Source organism: Pseudomonas ovata, from assembly GCF_003131185.1.
Taxonomy (GTDB): domain Bacteria; phylum Pseudomonadota; class Gammaproteobacteria; order Pseudomonadales; family Pseudomonadaceae; genus Aquipseudomonas; species Aquipseudomonas ovata.
In genome coordinates this window covers 20,941-35,494 of sequence record NZ_QFFU01000006.1, presented here as the reverse complement: position 1 = coordinate 35,494, position 14,554 = coordinate 20,941, and the positions used below count along the sequence as shown (strand labels likewise).

The window sequence follows — 14,554 nt, the reverse complement described above, 5'->3', positions numbered from 1 at the left end:
TCATGGCCATTATAGAGCGTCGATGGCGGCAAAAATTCCTTGCCCCAGCGCTGCCCTGTCACGCCCTGCAGAAGAAGTGCCTGTTCATGCGCCCGGTTTTATGGACAGGACACACCCAGGCAAATAAGCGTTGCGGCTTGGCGGCCACCTTAAAACGAGCCTTGAACCGCCGTAATGAAATATTTTTTAAATCCATTTCCGGCGTCAAAAAAGTGCAAAACCCCAACAACCTGATTTGCCTGAAAAAAGCCCGCACAACAGGTTAATGACGCTTTTTTAATGTCATGCACGATGATAAGCGTGCGCCCTATACTGGCCTTACCACATCAGCGTTTCCCTGATGCCGCGCCAGAGGTCGACACCATGCCCAACACTGCCCTCCCGCTCACCGACTGCGTTTTCCCCGCCTCACTCACTACTGGTCTGGCAGGGATTGCCAGCGCACCGTTCGAACAATAAAGCGGTGACCGACCATGCTAAGAAAAATAACGGTTGGCGAGCTTGCCCTCGGCATGCACATTCACAAATTCTGTCGCCCCAGGGGGGATGATCCCTTCTGGATTGCCCATGTCGAATCCGTCTTGCATGACCCTCAGGTCCTGGAGCGCATCCAGCGCTCCGACACCCGTGAAGTCTGGATCGACACCTGCCAGGGCAAGGCGCCCGGCAGTGCTGTCAGCGCCCCGGACCAGGACACCGCGCCCACCAGCCTGGAACAGGAGCTGCACCGTGCACGGCTGATTTGCGGGCGTGCCAAGCAGGCCGTGATGACCATGTTCGGCGAAGCGAAGATGGGCCGGGCCATGGACATGGCCAATGTCGGGCTGATGGTCGAGGAGATTTCCAATTCGATCCTGCGCCACCCGCATGCGCTGATCAGCCTGTCACGCCTGAAAAACTCCGACGAATACACCTACATGCATTCAGTCGCGGTCTGCGCGCTGATGGTGGCCCTGGCCAGAAGCATGGACCTGAATGAAGAGCAGGTGCGTGACGCGGGCGTCGCCGGGCTCATGCACGATGTCGGCAAGATGCTGATGGACCCCGAGATCCTCAACAAACCCGGGCGCCTGACCGACGAGGAGTTCATGGCCATCAAGGCTCATCCCGAAGCCGGGCTGAAGATTCTTCAACAGAACCATCAAGTGATCACGGCCGTGCTGGATGTGTGCCTGCATCACCATGAGAAGTTCGACGGCTCGGGCTATCCGCATGGCCTGGCAGGCGAGCAGATCAGCCTGATGGCACGCATGAGCGCAGTCTGCGATGTCTACGATGCCGTGACCAGCGACCGGCCCTACAAGAAAGCCTGGGAAGCGGCGCAGGCCATCCGCGAAATGGCGTCCTGGAAAGGCCACTTCGATGAGCGGATCTTCCAGCACTTCGTCAAGACCGTGGGCATTTATCCGGTGGGCGCGCTGGTGCGCCTGGAAAGCGAGCGCCTGGCGGTGGTCATGGAGCAGGGCGAACAGTCGCTGCTGATGCCCAAGGTCAAGGTGCTCATGTCAGTGCGCACTCGCAAGCCCATCGAACCGCGGGTCATTCAACTGGGTAAATGCCGGGAAGCCGACAGCATCGTCAGGATTGAATGTCCCGGCGACTGGGGCCTGGATAATGTCAATGAGGCATGGACAGGGGCTACGACGCATTGAGGGTCTCTATTCGACCCGCTCCTCGTCGGTAACCGGTGACCGCACGCAGCACTCGATGAACAGTCCGACAGCGGCAGGGCTGCGCCAAGCACGCAGCCCTGCCCTCTACAGGATCAGCGCACCCCACCCTGGCGCAAGGCATTGGCAGTAAATTCGCTGGTGTTGGCTTCAAAGCCGAACTCATAGGCCCGTGCTTCTTCGTTTTTCATCCCCAGGGCCATGTAGCGCCCCGACTGCAGGTCGTAGAGCGTTTCGATCACGTACCACGGCACTTGCTTGTCGTAGTAGTTGACCGCATGCGCCTCGGCCACGCGCCATAGCTGGTTGCGGCCATCGTAGTGGTCGATGACCGCTGCCTGCCAGGTGTCTTCGTCGATGAAGAAGTCACGCCTGGCGTAGATATGCCGCTGCCCGGACTTGAGCGTGGCGGTCACATGCCAGACGCGGCGCAGTTCATAGCGAGTCAGGTCGGGGTTGATATGCCCGGCCTTGACGACATCGGCGTATTTGATCGAGGTGTCGTCAAGCTTGTGGCTGTTGGCGGGGATGTACATTTCCTGCTTGCCGATGAGCTTGAGGTCATAGCGGTCCGGCGCGCCGTTGTACATGTCGAGGTTATCGGAAGTACGGGTACCGTCGGAGGCCGTGCCCGGTCCGTCATAGGCCACTTCCGGCGCCTTGCGCACGCGACGCTGGCCGGTGTTGTAGACCCAGGCAGAGCGTGGTTCCTTGACCTGGTTGAGGGTCTCGTGAACCAGCAGCGCGCTGCCGGCCAGGCGTGCTGGCGCGGTCACTTGCTGCTTGAAGTAGAACAGGATATTGCCCGGGTTCTTCGGATCGTAGTCCTTCATCCGGTCACGGAATACAAACTCGTCGTTGAACTTCACGATCTGGTAAGAGCCGTTGGGCTGTGGCGTGGCCTGGGTAATCAGGCGCCTGACGGTGCCGCCGCGATAACGGGTGATGTGGTTCCAGACCACTTCCACGCCACTGGTGGGTATCGGAAACGGAATGGCCGTCTCGAAGTTTTCCAGGCCATTGCCCCCATCGGTCAGTCTGGTCTGGGTGGCATTGCGCTTGATGGCGGCCAGCACGTTGTCTGGCACCGTCGCCCCACGATGGCTGGTGTAGACCGGAATCCGGTAGCTGTCCGGGTAACGCTTAAACATGGCGTACTGCCCCGGTGCCAGCTTGTTCTTGTATTGCTCGACGTTGCTGGCGGTGATGACAAACAGCGGCTTTTCACTGGCATAGGGGTTGGCCAGGAAACCCTTGGCATCCACGGCGCCGGCAGTCTTCGGCATCGGGCTCCAGGCCGGGATGCTGTTGTCGGCATTGCCGGCTTTCTCGGCGCCCATGGGCGTCAGCGAGGTGCCAAGTTTCGCGGCCTCCGATTCCGACACCGCCGCCATCACGCCGGTTGCCAGCAGCGACAACCCCAATACACCGGCCTGCAACAGGCCTTTGGTCTTTTTCATATTCGTCGTCCTGAGAACCGATGCGTTAGAAGTTCACGCCGAAGCTGAGCGCCACGAAGTCACGGTCATCGACCGTGGTGTACTTGCCGTCGAAGAAGTTGGTGTAGAACAGGCTGGCGGTATAGGTGTTCTGGTACTCGGCATCGAGTCCCAGGCTGACCGCCTTGCGGCCTTCTTCGAAGTTGGCGCCAGGACCTGGCGAGTAACCCTTGACGTCATGCGACCAGGCCACGCTGGGCCGCAGGTTGACCCCGGCCAGTACGTTGTTGTAATCCCAGATCGCCCGGGCGCGATAGCCCCAGGAGTTGCTGGTGGTGAAGCCGTCGTTTTCGCAGTAACGGCTCAGGTTGTTCTGCGCCGTGCCGGTCAGCGAGCCGGCATTGAGCGCTGCGCACTGGCCGTTTGGCAAAGGTCCCGGGCCGTAGACCGGGTCGCGGCCATAGCGCAGCTCGGCGTTGCTTTCCAGCCCGCCGACATGGGTCCAGCCCACCTCGCCCACTACTGTCATGCGCTCGGCGCCCATGACCTGGTCGAAAAAGTGCGTGAAGGTGGTCTGCAGCTGGGTGACTTCCTTGCGCCGGTAACCGGGCTGGTCGGTGTCGGGCCGGCCGTTGAGCACCGAGACGCTGGGGTTGAGCGGCGACAGGCCCGAGTACAGGATGTCGGTGGTGTTGAGCTGCACCGGGGCATTGGGCCGGTAGCTGATTTCCCCGCTCCAGGCCGTGCCGGTAGGCAAGGTGGTGGAGAAGCTCAGGCCGTACAGGCGGATGTCTTCAGGGTATTCGACGTAGTAGCTGGAGTTGCCTGCCACCACCACGGGCAACAGAGTCGGGGCCAGGGCCGCAGCGGTGCCGGCCGGCAGTCCGTTGCGCACCAGCGAGCCGACCAGCGAAGAGGCGCTGTAGGCACTGGCCGGGCCGCCACGACCACTGAAGATCGGCAGGCGGCTGTGATAATTCATCATGTAGGCACCGAACTCGGTGTCCAGCGGGGCAAAGTTATAGCGCATCGCAAAGCCGAACTGGCCACTGTCGCGGGCGTCGCGATCCGGCCCGCGGCGCACGATCACGCCTTCATCCGGGGATCCGAACGTGGCGCCCTGCTGGGCCAGTGCGTTGAACGCCGCGCCACGGGCCGCCGCAGGCAGGCCGGCAGCGGTCAGGGCCGAGTTCAGGCCGCTCTGGCTGCGCAGCACCGCCAGGTTGCTGTTGCAACCATCGGCGATCACGTCCGGTTGCGAGAAGAACGTGCCGCAGTTGTCGACCACCGTCTGGTCCCACTCGAGCTGATAGAAGCCTTCGACGGACAGGTCCTGGGTCAGGCCTTGCGACAGGTAGAACATGTTGACCGGGATCAGGCCTTCCTTGATCTCCGAGCCGGGCCGGCGAAAGGCCGAGACATCAATAGGGTTGACGCTGTTGATGCCGCCGCCGATGAACGTGCTTTCACCCCAACTGACCACCTGCTTGCCGAAGCGCACGGTGCCTGGCTCGTCGCCGACTGTGTAGCGGTGATAGACAAAGGCATCGAGCAATTGCGCGCCGGACGACTTGGCGCCTTCCTTGCGGTTGGAGTCGCTGATGTCCTTGAACTCACGCCCCTCATCCTTCAGTTCAAAGTCATACCAGTACTTGCCGCGCAGGAAGACCCCGGTGTCGCCGTACTTGAGCTCAAGGTCATGAATGCCCTTGAACACCTTGGAGAAGGTCTCGCCGCGCTTGAAATTCAGGCGACCGTCATCGGAGGTCTGCGACAGGCCGCGACCGCCATTGTTGGCGCCGATCAGGTTCTTGTCAGGGTTGGCCGTCGACCAGCTCGCGCCGATGGAGAGCGAAGAGTCGAAACTGCCTTCGATTTCACCGATGTTGAAACTGACGGCAAAGGCAGGGCCGGCAAGGGTCGAGGCAAGGCTGACAGCCAGGGGCAAGCGTGCCCGCCGCCAGAAGGGGGTTGCTGTGGTCATCGTCGCTACTCCGTGTGCTTTTATTGTTATGGCACTCAGGACGCCGGTGTTCCAGACAAAACCGGTTGGCCGTCTTCACCGGGCGACTGCGCGGGCTCCACCGCACGCCTGATGAACACGTAGTGCCAGGTCCTGGTGCCGACTCAAGTCAGCAATCTTTAACGTCTGATTCCTCTTGAATAAACAAACAGATGCTCTGGCTCGCCCATTCCCGCTCGAAAGCGCGACAGGCTTCGAGGGAGAATGGCTGAATCTGGCGATTTGGCAAGCCGGGCGCAGGACCTGTCCGACAGAAACCCTGACGCGCTTAACAAACGCGGCAGAAAGGCAAGTCAGAGTGTAGACAGCAAAACGCTATTACTGCTTTGCCATTCGGCAATATCCACACGCATGCGCTTCTTGTCGAGCTTGCCGACACTGGTCTTGGGAATCTCGGGCACCACGGCAATCTGTTGCGGGATCGCCCACTTGTTGAGGTGCCCCTGCTCGACGAACGGCGTCAGATGTTCCTTGAGCGTGGCGGCATCGAAATGCTGACCTTCGTGCGCCACCACCAGGGCAAAGGGGCGCTCGCCCCATTGCGCATCGGGAATGCCCACCACCGCCACTTCGCGCACCGCCGCATGACGACTGCACAGGTCTTCGAGCGCCAGCGAGGACAGCCACTCGCCGCCGGTCTTGATCACGTCCTTGATACGGTCGCGAATATCGATGAAACCATAACCGTCCAGGGTCGCCACATCACCGGTGTGCAGCCAGCCGCCAGCCCACAGTTCACGGCCCTTTTCCGGTTCGCGGAAATAGCTTTCGGTCAGCCACGGCGCACGCAGCACCAGTTCGCCCTGGGTCTGGCCGTCGGCGGGCAGGAAGTTGCCCTGTTCGTCGACGATGGCGGCATCAACCAGCATGCCCGGCACCCCGGCCTTGATCCGGTAGCGAATGCGCTCGTCCTCGGAGCTGGCCAGCAGCTCTTCGTTGATATGGGCAACGGAAATCAGCGGGCCGGTTTCCGACATGCCATAGGCGGCGGTCAACTGGATGCCCTTGGCCTTGGCGGCCAGGTACAGGCTGCGATTGAGCGAGCTGCCGCCGATGATGATCTTCCAGCCACCGAAATCCTTGTCCCTGGCACCCTTGGCATTGAGCAGCATCTGCAGGATGGTCGGCACGCAGTGCGAAAAGGTGACCTTTTCCGTTTCCCAGAGGCGCACCAGCATCTCGGGGTCGTAGCGCCCCGGATAGACCTGCTTGATGCCCAGCATGGTCGCAGCATAGGGCACACCCCAGGCATGCACATGGAACATCGGCGTGATGGGCATGTAGACATCATTGGTGCCCAGCAGCCGCACACTGTCGATGCTGCCCATGATGGTGGCCACGCCCAGGGTGTGCAGCACCAGTTGCCGATGGGTGAAGTACACGCCCTTGGGGTTGCCGGTGGTGCCGGTGGTGTAGAAGGTGGTGGCCACCGAGTGCTCGTCGAAGTCGGCGAATTCGTATTCGGGGCTGGCGGCGGCCAGCAGCGCTTCGTACTCGCCGATCAGGTCGGGCAGCTCGACAGGCTGGTCGGGGGTGTCGGTCAACAGCAGGGTCTTTTCGACCGTGCTCAGGTGCGGGGCGATGCCCTGGTACAACGCCGCAAACTCGCTGTTGACCAGCACCACGCGGTCATCGGCGTGGTTCATGGTGTAGACGATCTGCTCTGGCGACAGGCGCACGTTGATGGTGTGCACCACCGCACCGATCATCGGGATGGCAAACATGCACTCAAGGTAGCGGTGGCTGTCCCAGTCCATGACCGCCACGGTATCGCCGGCCTTGACCCCGGCTTCGGTGAGGACATTGGCCAGGCGGCGTACGCGCTGGTTGAGGGTGGGATAGTCATAGCGGACTGAATCGCGGTACACGATCTCGCGGGTTCTTTCATAGCGGCTGCCGGAAACCAGCAGGCTTTTGATCAACAGCGGATACCGATAGGCGCCTTCGGCTGGCGCAAGAACGCGAGTCTGCAACATAAGAGTCCCTTTCCAGAGTTCACAGGCGAAGCACCAATATGGACGTTGATCTGCCGTCTCGCCAGTTGCATCGGTCAAAGGGACGATTTGCCGACCGGTGCACGGGCGCCTTGCACGCCCGTACAGGCTGCCGGTGACTCAACCGGCCTGGGTAAACGCCAGTTTGACGCCCAGGGCGACCAGCACCGCGCCCATGGCACGATCAAACCAATGGCCCATGCGGGCAAAACCTTCGCGCACACGCGTCTGGCTGAACAGCCGCGCCACCAGGCAGAACCACAGCGCCGTGGCGATGGCCAGGTACACGCCATAGCCACCCTGCACCAGCAGCGGGGTGTGCGGGTCGATGACCACGGTGAACAGCGACAGGAAGAACAGCGTCGCCTTGGGGTTCAGGCCGTTGGTGACGAACCCGCTGACGTAGGCGCCGCGCGCCGAACGTTCGACAGCCTGGCCCTTGATCGCCTCAGGCGAAGCACTGGCCGGTTTGGCGCGCAGGGCCTTGATGCCGATGTACAGCAGGTAAGCGGCCGCGGCCCATTTCAGCGCATTGAACAACATGATGGACTGGGAAACGATGATGCCGATGCCCAGCAGCGAGTAGCCAACGTGCACGAAAATGGCCGAGCCCACGCCCAGCGCCGCCCAGGTGCCGGCCTTGCGCCCGTGGGTCACGCTCTCGCGCACCACCACGGCAAAGTCAGGGCCGGGGCTGGCCACGGCCAGCAGGTGAATCAGTGCGACGGTCAGAAATTCAGCCCAGTACATGAGGTTCTCCGGGGGCAGGCAGTCTGGCGCCAGCTGACAAAAACTGTCTGCGTCACGCACAGGCTGTGATAGAAAAAAGGCCTCTAAACATACAACCCCTCTTCTCCCCCTGAAAGGTACAGCGATGAGCAATGTCGGCAGAGCAGTTTTTCTTGATCACACCTCGCTGGACCTGGGCGACCTCGACCTGAGCCCCCTGCAAGGCAGCTTTGCCGAGCTGGTGCTGCATGCCGGCACGCCGGCCGATCAGGTCAGCGAGCGTCTGCAGGGCGCACAGGTGGCGATCACCAACAAGGTACGGATCGATGCGGCGACCTTCGCGGCCTGCCCGCAACTCAAGCTGGTGCTGGTCGCGGCCACCGGCACCAATAACGTCGACCTGGTGTCGGCCCGCGAGCATGGCGTGACGGTGTGCAACTGCCAGGGCTACGGCACCGCCTCAGTGGCCCAGCACACGCTGCTGTTGCTGCTGGCACTGGCCACGCGCCTGCCCGATTACCAGCGTGCGGTGCAGCAAGGGCTGTGGCAGAAATCGGCGCAGTTCTGCCTGCTCGACTTTCCGATCATGGAGCTGGAGGGCAAGACCCTGGGGCTGCTCGGTCATGGCGAACTGGGCGGTGCGGTGGCGCGGCTGGCCGAAGCGTTCGGCATGCGCGTATTGGTCGGCCAGATTCCGGGCCGCCCGGCCCGCGCCGATCGTCTGCCGCTGGAGGCGCTGCTGCCACAGGTCGATGCCCTGACCCTGCACTGCCCGCTCAACGAACAGACCCGGCACATGATCGGCGCCCGCGAACTGGGCCTGCTCAAGCCCCATGCGCTGGTGGTCAACACCGCCCGCGGCGGGCTGATCGATGAACAGGCTTTGGCCGAGGCCCTGCGCAATGGCCACCTGGGCGGCGCGGCGACCGACGTGCTCAGTGTCGAGCCCCCGGTCAACGGCAACCCGTTGCTGGCCGGCGACATCCCGCGCCTGATCGTCACCCCGCACAGCGCCTGGGGTGCCCGCGAAGCCCGGCAACGGATTGTCGGCCAGATCGCCGAAAATGCCCGGGCGTTCGCTGACGGTACGCCCAAGCGTGTCGTGACCTGAATGAAATGGCGCGCTGACACATAACAGACACAGGGGCCGTAGGAGCGCGCTCTGCCCGCGACCGGCTGCGTAGCCGTCGTAAAATTGCGGCGTTTCGCCAATTCTGAAAGCGTTCGCAGTCATGATTTTGTGGCGTTTCGACAATTTTGCGAGCGCTGCGCACTCGGTCGCGGGCAGAGCGCGCTCCTACACCCGTCCCCGTTAGACTGCGCCCTTTTTTCAGGAGCCAGAACATGGACCCGCACAGTGGTGACCTGAATGAAATGGCGCGCTGACACATAACAGACACAGGGCCCGTAGGAGCGCGCTCTGCCCGCGACCGGCTGCGTAGCAGTCGTAAAATTGCGGCGTTTCGCCAATTCTGAAAGCGTTCGCAGTCATGATTTTGTGGCGTTTCGACAATTTTGCGAGCGCTGCGCACTCGGTCGCGGGCAGAGCGCCCTCCCACACCCGTCCCCTGTTAGACTGCGCCCTTTTTTCAGGAGCCAGGACATGGACCCGCGCAGTGAAGTGATACTCCGGCAGGCCGAGCTGTTTCAGGGCAAGGTGCTGCTGGCCGGCCTGCCCGCCGATGACCTGATGGGCAAGCTGCCCGATGCGCATGGCTGGTCCTGGCATGCCGGCGAGTCGGCTGCGCTGGAGGCGCGTTTCGAAGGCCGCACGCATTTTGGCGTCGAGCACCCGGCCGATGACTTCGAGGCCGTGGTGCTGTTTCTGCCCAAGGCCCGCGACCTGACCGACTACCTGCTCAATGCCCTGGCCTCGCGCCTGGCCGGGCGCGAGCTGTTCCTGGTCGGCGAAAAACGCGGCGGAATCGAGGCGGCGGCCAAGCAGTTGCACCCTTTCGGCAGGCCACGCAAGCTCGACAGCGCCCGGCATTGCCAGCTCTGGCAGGTGAGCGTCGAGCAGGCCCCCCAGGCCACCGCCCTGAACGACCTGGCCAAGACCTATGAAATCGCCCTGGCTGACGGTCCGCTGACCGTGATCAGCCTGCCCGGTGTCTTCAGCCACGGCCGGCTTGATCGCGGCACGGCATTGTTGCTGGAGCATCTGGACAAACTGCCGGGCGGTTCGCTGCTGGATTTTGGCTGCGGTGCCGGTGTGCTTGGCGCGGCGATCAAGCGTCGCAACCCGCAGACCGACGTGGTCATGCTCGACGTGGATGCGTTCGCCACCGCCAGTTCGGTGCTGACACTGGCCGCCAATGGCTTGCAGGCGCAGGTGATCACCGGCGACGGCATCGATGCCGCCCCCAAGGGCCTGAGCACGATCCTGAGCAACCCGCCGTTTCATGTCGGGGTGCACACCGACTACAAGGCCACGGAAAACCTGCTGAAAAAATCGCGCGAACATCTGCGATCCGGTGGCGAACTGCGCCTGGTGGCCAACAACTTCCTGCGTTATCAACCGGTAATCGAAAGCCAGTTCGGCAGCTGTGACGTGCTGGCCCAAGGCAATGGCTTCAAGATCTACAAGGCCCGGCGCAGTTGAAAATAAGCGCTTGCCCAAAGCGTTTGGTGAAGGCAGAATCCGCCCCGTCCTAGGGGAGTAGTCTCCCACGAGCACCCTGCTCGAGCGGCATGCATCAACATACTTGGCCAACAGGCCATGGTGCGTGCGACCCGGAATCCGCATCAGACGGATCAGCGGTTTGACAAGACCTATGACACGCACACCTTACCGGGCGGGAAGGCTGTACGTGTCATAGCCGTGTCGACCCGCCCCCAGGAAACCTGATGCTGGAATCATTGCTTATCCCTACCGCCGTCGTGGCGCTTGCCGAAATCGGCGACAAGACCCAACTGTTGGCGCTCATTCTGGCGGCCCGCTTTCGCAAGCCCTGGCCGATCATCGCCGGTATCGTGGCCGCCACACTGGCCAACCATGCCGCCGCCGGTGCCGTGGGCGCCTGGTTCAGCCAGTTCTTTTCGGATGTGGTGCTGCACTGGGTGCTGGCTGCCAGCTTTACCGCCACTGCGTTATGGACGCTGGTGCCCGACAAGATGGATGAGGATGAGGCGAGCACAGCCCGCAAGTTCGGCCCGTTCATGACCACGCTGATCACGTTTTTCATTGCCGAGATCGGCGACAAGACCCAGATCGCCACGGTCATGCTGGCCGCGCAGTACAGTCACCTGTGGCTAGTGATCATCGGCACCACGGTCGGCATGCTGATCGCCAACGTACCGGTGGTGCTGGCTGGCAACTTCGCCGCCGACAAACTGCCGCTGACCCTGATCCGCCGCCTGGCCGCCAGCGCCTTTTTCGTGCTGGCGCTGGTGGCGGTGTACAAGGCCATGCAGGTCAGCGGCTGGGTGTAGCGCAAGCAGGACGCATGCAAAAACTTCAGTGCCTGACAGACTGCATTGGCGAGCTTGCTCGCGCTTGCGGTGCGAATGGCCTCAGGTCTTGGGGGCCTGCTGATACAGCGGCATGACTTTTGGAATCGCCGCTTCCAGCGACGCGATGCGACTCTGCGAGGCCGGGTGGGTGCTCATGAACTCAGGCGGCGAGCCACCCGATTGCTGGGTCATCTTCTGCCACAGGGTGATCGCGGCATTGGGGTTGTAGCCGGCGCGGGCGGCCAGTTCCAGGCCCAGCAGGTCGGCTTCGTTTTCGTTGCTGCGGCTGTTGGGCAGGGTCATGGCGTAGTTGACCACGGTGTCGGCCATCGCCAGGCTGGTTTCGCCCAGGCCGAACAAGGCGCTCGCGCCCTGCTTGCCCATTTCAAGGCCATAGGCCTTGGACATCGCTTCGCGGCCGTGCTCGCGCAGGGCATGGGCGATCTCATGGCCCATGACGGCCGCAAGCTCATCATCGCTGAGCTTGAGCTGATCGATCAGCCCGGAATAGACAATGATCTTGCCGCCAGGACCGCAATTGGCGTTGAGTTCATCACTCTTGATCAGGTTCACTTCCCATTGCCACTGCGCGGCGTCAGGACGCAGCTTGGGCGCCTGGGCAATCAGCCGATTGGCAATCGCACGCACGCGCTTGGCGTTGTTGCTGGTGGTGTCAAGCACGCCCTGGCTGGTCGCCTCGCCCACGGTCTTCTGATAAGACTGGGCATACATCTGGTTGACTTGCTCAGTCGACAGCATGCTGAACATGTACTGCTTGCGTTCAACACCCACCGAGTCGCCTGTGGTGGTATTGACCGCCTGGCAGCCAGCCAGCAACAAAGTGGCGCTCAAGGCAGATAAAGCAAAATACTGGCGCATCACGGGACACTCCTTAAAAACGTGGCGGTCATGCCAGGTCCTGCAGCAATCCTGCGCCAGAGACCGGCCGATTCGAGCTATTGGTCATCATTGCAGGGCCTTGGTTCCCTGGCCAGTGGTACTCAAGGCTTGCTGGCCTGCTCATACAGTGGCATGACCTTGGGAATCGCTTCGCGCAAGCGTTGGGTCCGGGGCTCGACCAGCCGGCGCAGTCCATTGAGCTCAGTGGCCGAGAGCCCTTCACGTTGCAACATTTTTTCCAGTATCGTCACCGCCGCATTGGGGTTATAGCCTGACCTGGCAAGCCATTCCAGACTTTGCACATCGACCCGCGCTTCCATCCGCGCCTGGCTTTTGGCTTCAGTCACTTGCTCGGCCAAGGCCATGCCGGCCTCGTTCATGCCCAGGACTCTCGACGTCGCGGGTATAACCGCCGGGGCATGGCGCCTGCGTATCGCTTCATGGCTCTCCGGGCTGTCGGCACGGGCAATGACACCGGCAATAATTGCCGCCAGCTCATCATCGGTCGGTTGAAGCTGATCGAGCACTCCGGTATGAATCATGACCTTGCCACCCGGTCCACCCTTGGCGTTGAGTTCATCGTCCTTGATCAGGCTGACCTGCCACTGCCACTGTGCGGCATCGGGGTATAGCTTCGGCGCCTGGGTCATCAGTCGTTCGGCAATGCCCTGCACCCGCCGGGCATTGGCGCTGGTGGTGTCCAGCGCCTGACGGCTGGCCGCTTCAGCCAGCGTTTGCTGATAGGTGCGGGCATACACCTGATTGACGTCGATCGTATTCGTATGGCAACCGCCCACGAGCAAAACGGCACTGAATACACCTGCAACCCACATCTGACGCAACACGGCGCGCTCCTTCTGAAAGTGATGGTCATCCTGAACCTTGCAGCCGCACTGCAAGCGCCTTGTTGGTCCCTGTCGAGCGCCCCGGGTTCCCTGCCGGCAACAAAGACCGTCATGCCATGTTCTTGCAATCCTGTCGCTTCAAGCGGCTCATGATTTTCGGATTGCGGGCGATAGCGCTCTATAGAGCGAGCCTTCTTTCTGTCCGGAGCCGGTATGAAATTCAAGTCGATCCAGTTCTCCATTGCGTTTCTGGCCGGCACGATCGTGCTGGGTGTGGCCGCGGCCCTGATCGGCTATGCCCTGTATTCCGGGGCCCGGACCCAGGCGCTGGTCGAGCAGCGCACCCGCCAGCAGTCGGAAATCGCTGTGCGTCAGCGTCTCGAAGCGCTGGCCCAGAGCCAGGCCAGTGCGATTCGCCAGGCGCTGGAGCTGCCGCTGCAAGCGGCCACCAGCCTGGCCCAGACCAACGCCCTGCTCGGCACGACCGACAGCCAGGGGCGTGCGGCGCTGCAGATGAGCCGTGAAGACATGATCACCCTGACCCGCGATGTGCTGGACAAGAATCCCAAACTGGTCGACGCCTACGTTGGCTGGGAACCCAACGGCCTGCTGCGCAATGACGCTCAATATGCCAACAGCGGCCAGGTCGGGATGGACACGAACGGGCGCTTCGTCCCGCTGTGGTTCCGCAACGCTGATGGCAGCCTGTCGCTGGACAAGCTTACCGACCTGGACAACAGCGCCCTGTTGCCGACTGGCGTGCGCGCCAACGAGTACTACCAGTGCGCCAAGGAGACCGGCAAGGGCTGTGTGGTGGACCCGGCACCCTACCCGATCGGCAACCGCACCATCATGCTGTCGTCGTTCATCGCGCCGATCATGGTCAACGGCACCTTCCAGGGCATTGTCGGGGCCGACCTGTCGGTGGACTTTGTCCAGGAAATGCTCGAAGCCGTTGATCGCAGCCTGTATGACGGTGCCGGCGAAATCGCACTGATTGCCAACAATGGTGGCGTGGTGGCCTACACCAAGGACAAGAGCCTGCTGGGCCAGAAGGCCAGCAAGCTGCTGGACGCCAACGAAGTCGCCAACCTGAGCAAGCTGGTCAATGATCAGGTCAGCTACGACCTGGACGAAGAACACGGGCATGTCGAGGTGTACATGCCCTTCAACATTGGCGCTACCAATGCACGCTGGACGCTGATGATGCAACTGCCACTCAGCGCCGTGATGGCTGACCAGGAAAAGCTTCAGCAGGACCTGCAGGCACAACGCAGCAGTGACATCTTCGCCATGACCCTGGTCGGCCTGTTGATCGCCGCGGTCGGCCTGCTAGTGATCTGGCTGACGGCGCGTGGCATTGCCCGGCCGCTCAAGCAGATGGTTGCCATGCTCGATGACATCGCCCAGGGTGAAGGCGACCTGACCCGTCGCCTGCACAGCGACCGCGCCGACGAACTGGGCAGCATCGCGCTGGGCTTCAATACGTTTCTGGGCAAAC

The 14,554-nt window shown here is 62.1% G+C and carries 11 protein-coding genes, 1 pseudogene and 1 riboswitch; of the genes and pseudogenes, 6 read left to right on the top strand and 6 right to left on the bottom strand.

Annotated features, from left to right (window positions below; all coding sequences use genetic code 11):
- Nucleotides 1–2 precede the first annotated feature (2 nt).
- Both DGA31_RS29570 and DGA31_RS10320 read left to right on the top strand, forming a co-directional pair.
- Nucleotides 3–266: a hypothetical protein gene (locus tag DGA31_RS29570; RefSeq protein WP_152035013.1), complete on the top strand. Its 264-nt coding sequence runs from the start codon at nucleotides 3–5 to the stop codon at nucleotides 264–266.
- A 207-nt stretch (nucleotides 267–473) separates the two neighbouring features.
- Nucleotides 474–1,652 carry a cyclic di-GMP phosphodiesterase gene (locus DGA31_RS10320; RefSeq protein WP_109512455.1) on the top strand — a complete coding sequence of 393 codons (1,179 nt, stop codon included), beginning with the start codon at nucleotides 474–476 and terminating at the stop codon, nucleotides 1,650–1,652.
- A gap of 113 nt (nucleotides 1,653–1,765) precedes the next feature.
- On the opposite strand, the gene DGA31_RS10315 is transcribed toward DGA31_RS10320, so the two are convergent.
- The 4 genes from DGA31_RS10315 to DGA31_RS10300 form a co-directional block, all read right to left on the bottom strand.
- A complete protein-coding gene (locus DGA31_RS10315) occupies nucleotides 1,766–3,130 on the bottom strand; it encodes a DUF1329 domain-containing protein (RefSeq protein ID WP_109512454.1) in 1,365 nt (454 codons plus the stop codon).
- A gap of 25 nt (nucleotides 3,131–3,155) precedes the next feature.
- Entirely contained in the window at nucleotides 3,156–5,093 is a 1,938-nt protein-coding gene (locus tag DGA31_RS10310) for a DUF1302 domain-containing protein (RefSeq protein WP_056841671.1), read from the bottom strand.
- Between the two features lie 332 nt (nucleotides 5,094–5,425).
- Nucleotides 5,426–7,108, bottom strand: coding sequence for a fatty acid--CoA ligase (locus tag DGA31_RS10305; protein WP_056841672.1), 1,683 nt, complete (start codon nucleotides 7,106–7,108; stop codon nucleotides 5,426–5,428).
- A 138-nt stretch (nucleotides 7,109–7,246) separates the two neighbouring features.
- Nucleotides 7,247–7,876 (bottom strand): LysE family translocator, encoded by a 630-nt coding sequence (locus DGA31_RS10300; RefSeq protein WP_056841673.1) that lies wholly within the window; start codon nucleotides 7,874–7,876, stop codon nucleotides 7,247–7,249.
- 124 nt (nucleotides 7,877–8,000) lie between these two features.
- Between DGA31_RS10300 and DGA31_RS10295 the strand changes: the two genes are divergently transcribed.
- The 3 genes from DGA31_RS10295 (at nucleotide 8,001) to DGA31_RS10285 (ending at nucleotide 11,287) form a co-directional block, all read left to right on the top strand.
- Nucleotides 8,001–8,966 (top strand): 2-hydroxyacid dehydrogenase, encoded by a 966-nt coding sequence (locus DGA31_RS10295; RefSeq protein ID WP_109512453.1) that lies wholly within the window; start codon nucleotides 8,001–8,003, stop codon nucleotides 8,964–8,966.
- Nucleotides 8,967–9,458: 492 nt separating this feature from the next.
- A complete protein-coding gene (locus tag DGA31_RS10290; protein WP_109512452.1) occupies nucleotides 9,459–10,457 on the top strand; it encodes a class I SAM-dependent methyltransferase in 999 nt (332 codons plus the stop codon).
- Between the two features lie 40 nt (nucleotides 10,458–10,497).
- Nucleotides 10,498–10,597: riboswitch (yybP-ykoY riboswitch) on the top strand.
- Nucleotides 10,598–10,702: 105 nt separating this feature from the next.
- The gene (locus DGA31_RS10285) at nucleotides 10,703–11,287 is read left to right on the top strand and encodes a TMEM165/GDT1 family protein (RefSeq protein WP_056841676.1); all 585 of its coding nucleotides are present in this window, start codon (nucleotides 10,703–10,705) and stop codon (nucleotides 11,285–11,287) included.
- Nucleotides 11,288–11,368: 81 nt separating this feature from the next.
- Here DGA31_RS10285 and DGA31_RS10280 read toward each other — a convergent pair whose 3' ends face one another.
- Both DGA31_RS10280 and DGA31_RS10275 read right to left on the bottom strand, forming a co-directional pair.
- Entirely contained in the window at nucleotides 11,369–12,187 is an 819-nt protein-coding gene (locus DGA31_RS10280; protein WP_056841677.1) for a M48 family metallopeptidase, read from the bottom strand.
- A 122-nt stretch (nucleotides 12,188–12,309) separates the two neighbouring features.
- Complete coding sequence (locus DGA31_RS10275) at nucleotides 12,310–13,053, bottom strand: M48 family metalloprotease (RefSeq protein WP_152035012.1); 744 nt, start codon at nucleotides 13,051–13,053, stop codon at nucleotides 12,310–12,312.
- 213 nt (nucleotides 13,054–13,266) lie between these two features.
- Between DGA31_RS10275 and DGA31_RS30695 the strand changes: the two are divergent.
- Nucleotides 13,267–14,547 (top strand): annotated as a pseudogene (locus DGA31_RS30695) (methyl-accepting chemotaxis protein); the annotation flags it as partial.
- Nucleotides 14,548–14,554: the final 7 nt, after the last annotated feature.

What these genes read in the sequence shown, in the direction of transcription:
- DGA31_RS29570 (WP_152035013.1), top strand. Translation starts at nt 3, where the DNA reads ATGGCCATTATAGAGCGTCGATGGCGGCAAAAATTCCTTGCCCCAGCG.
- DGA31_RS10320 (WP_109512455.1), top strand. Translation starts at nt 474, where the DNA reads ATGCTAAGAAAAATAACGGTTGGCGAGCTTGCCCTCGGCATGCACATT.
- DGA31_RS10315 (WP_109512454.1), bottom strand. Translation starts at nt 3,130, where the DNA reads ATGAAAAAGACCAAAGGCCTGTTGCAGGCCGGTGTATTGGGGTTGTCG.
- DGA31_RS10310 (WP_056841671.1), bottom strand. Translation starts at nt 5,093, where the DNA reads ATGACCACAGCAACCCCCTTCTGGCGGCGGGCACGCTTGCCCCTGGCT.
- DGA31_RS10305 (WP_056841672.1), bottom strand. Translation starts at nt 7,108, where the DNA reads ATGTTGCAGACTCGCGTTCTTGCGCCAGCCGAAGGCGCCTATCGGTAT.
- DGA31_RS10300 (WP_056841673.1), bottom strand. Translation starts at nt 7,876, where the DNA reads ATGTACTGGGCTGAATTTCTGACCGTCGCACTGATTCACCTGCTGGCC.
- DGA31_RS10295 (WP_109512453.1), top strand. Translation starts at nt 8,001, where the DNA reads ATGAGCAATGTCGGCAGAGCAGTTTTTCTTGATCACACCTCGCTGGAC.
- DGA31_RS10290 (WP_109512452.1), top strand. Translation starts at nt 9,459, where the DNA reads ATGGACCCGCGCAGTGAAGTGATACTCCGGCAGGCCGAGCTGTTTCAG.
- DGA31_RS10285 (WP_056841676.1), top strand. Translation starts at nt 10,703, where the DNA reads ATGCTGGAATCATTGCTTATCCCTACCGCCGTCGTGGCGCTTGCCGAA.
- DGA31_RS10280 (WP_056841677.1), bottom strand. Translation starts at nt 12,187, where the DNA reads ATGCGCCAGTATTTTGCTTTATCTGCCTTGAGCGCCACTTTGTTGCTG.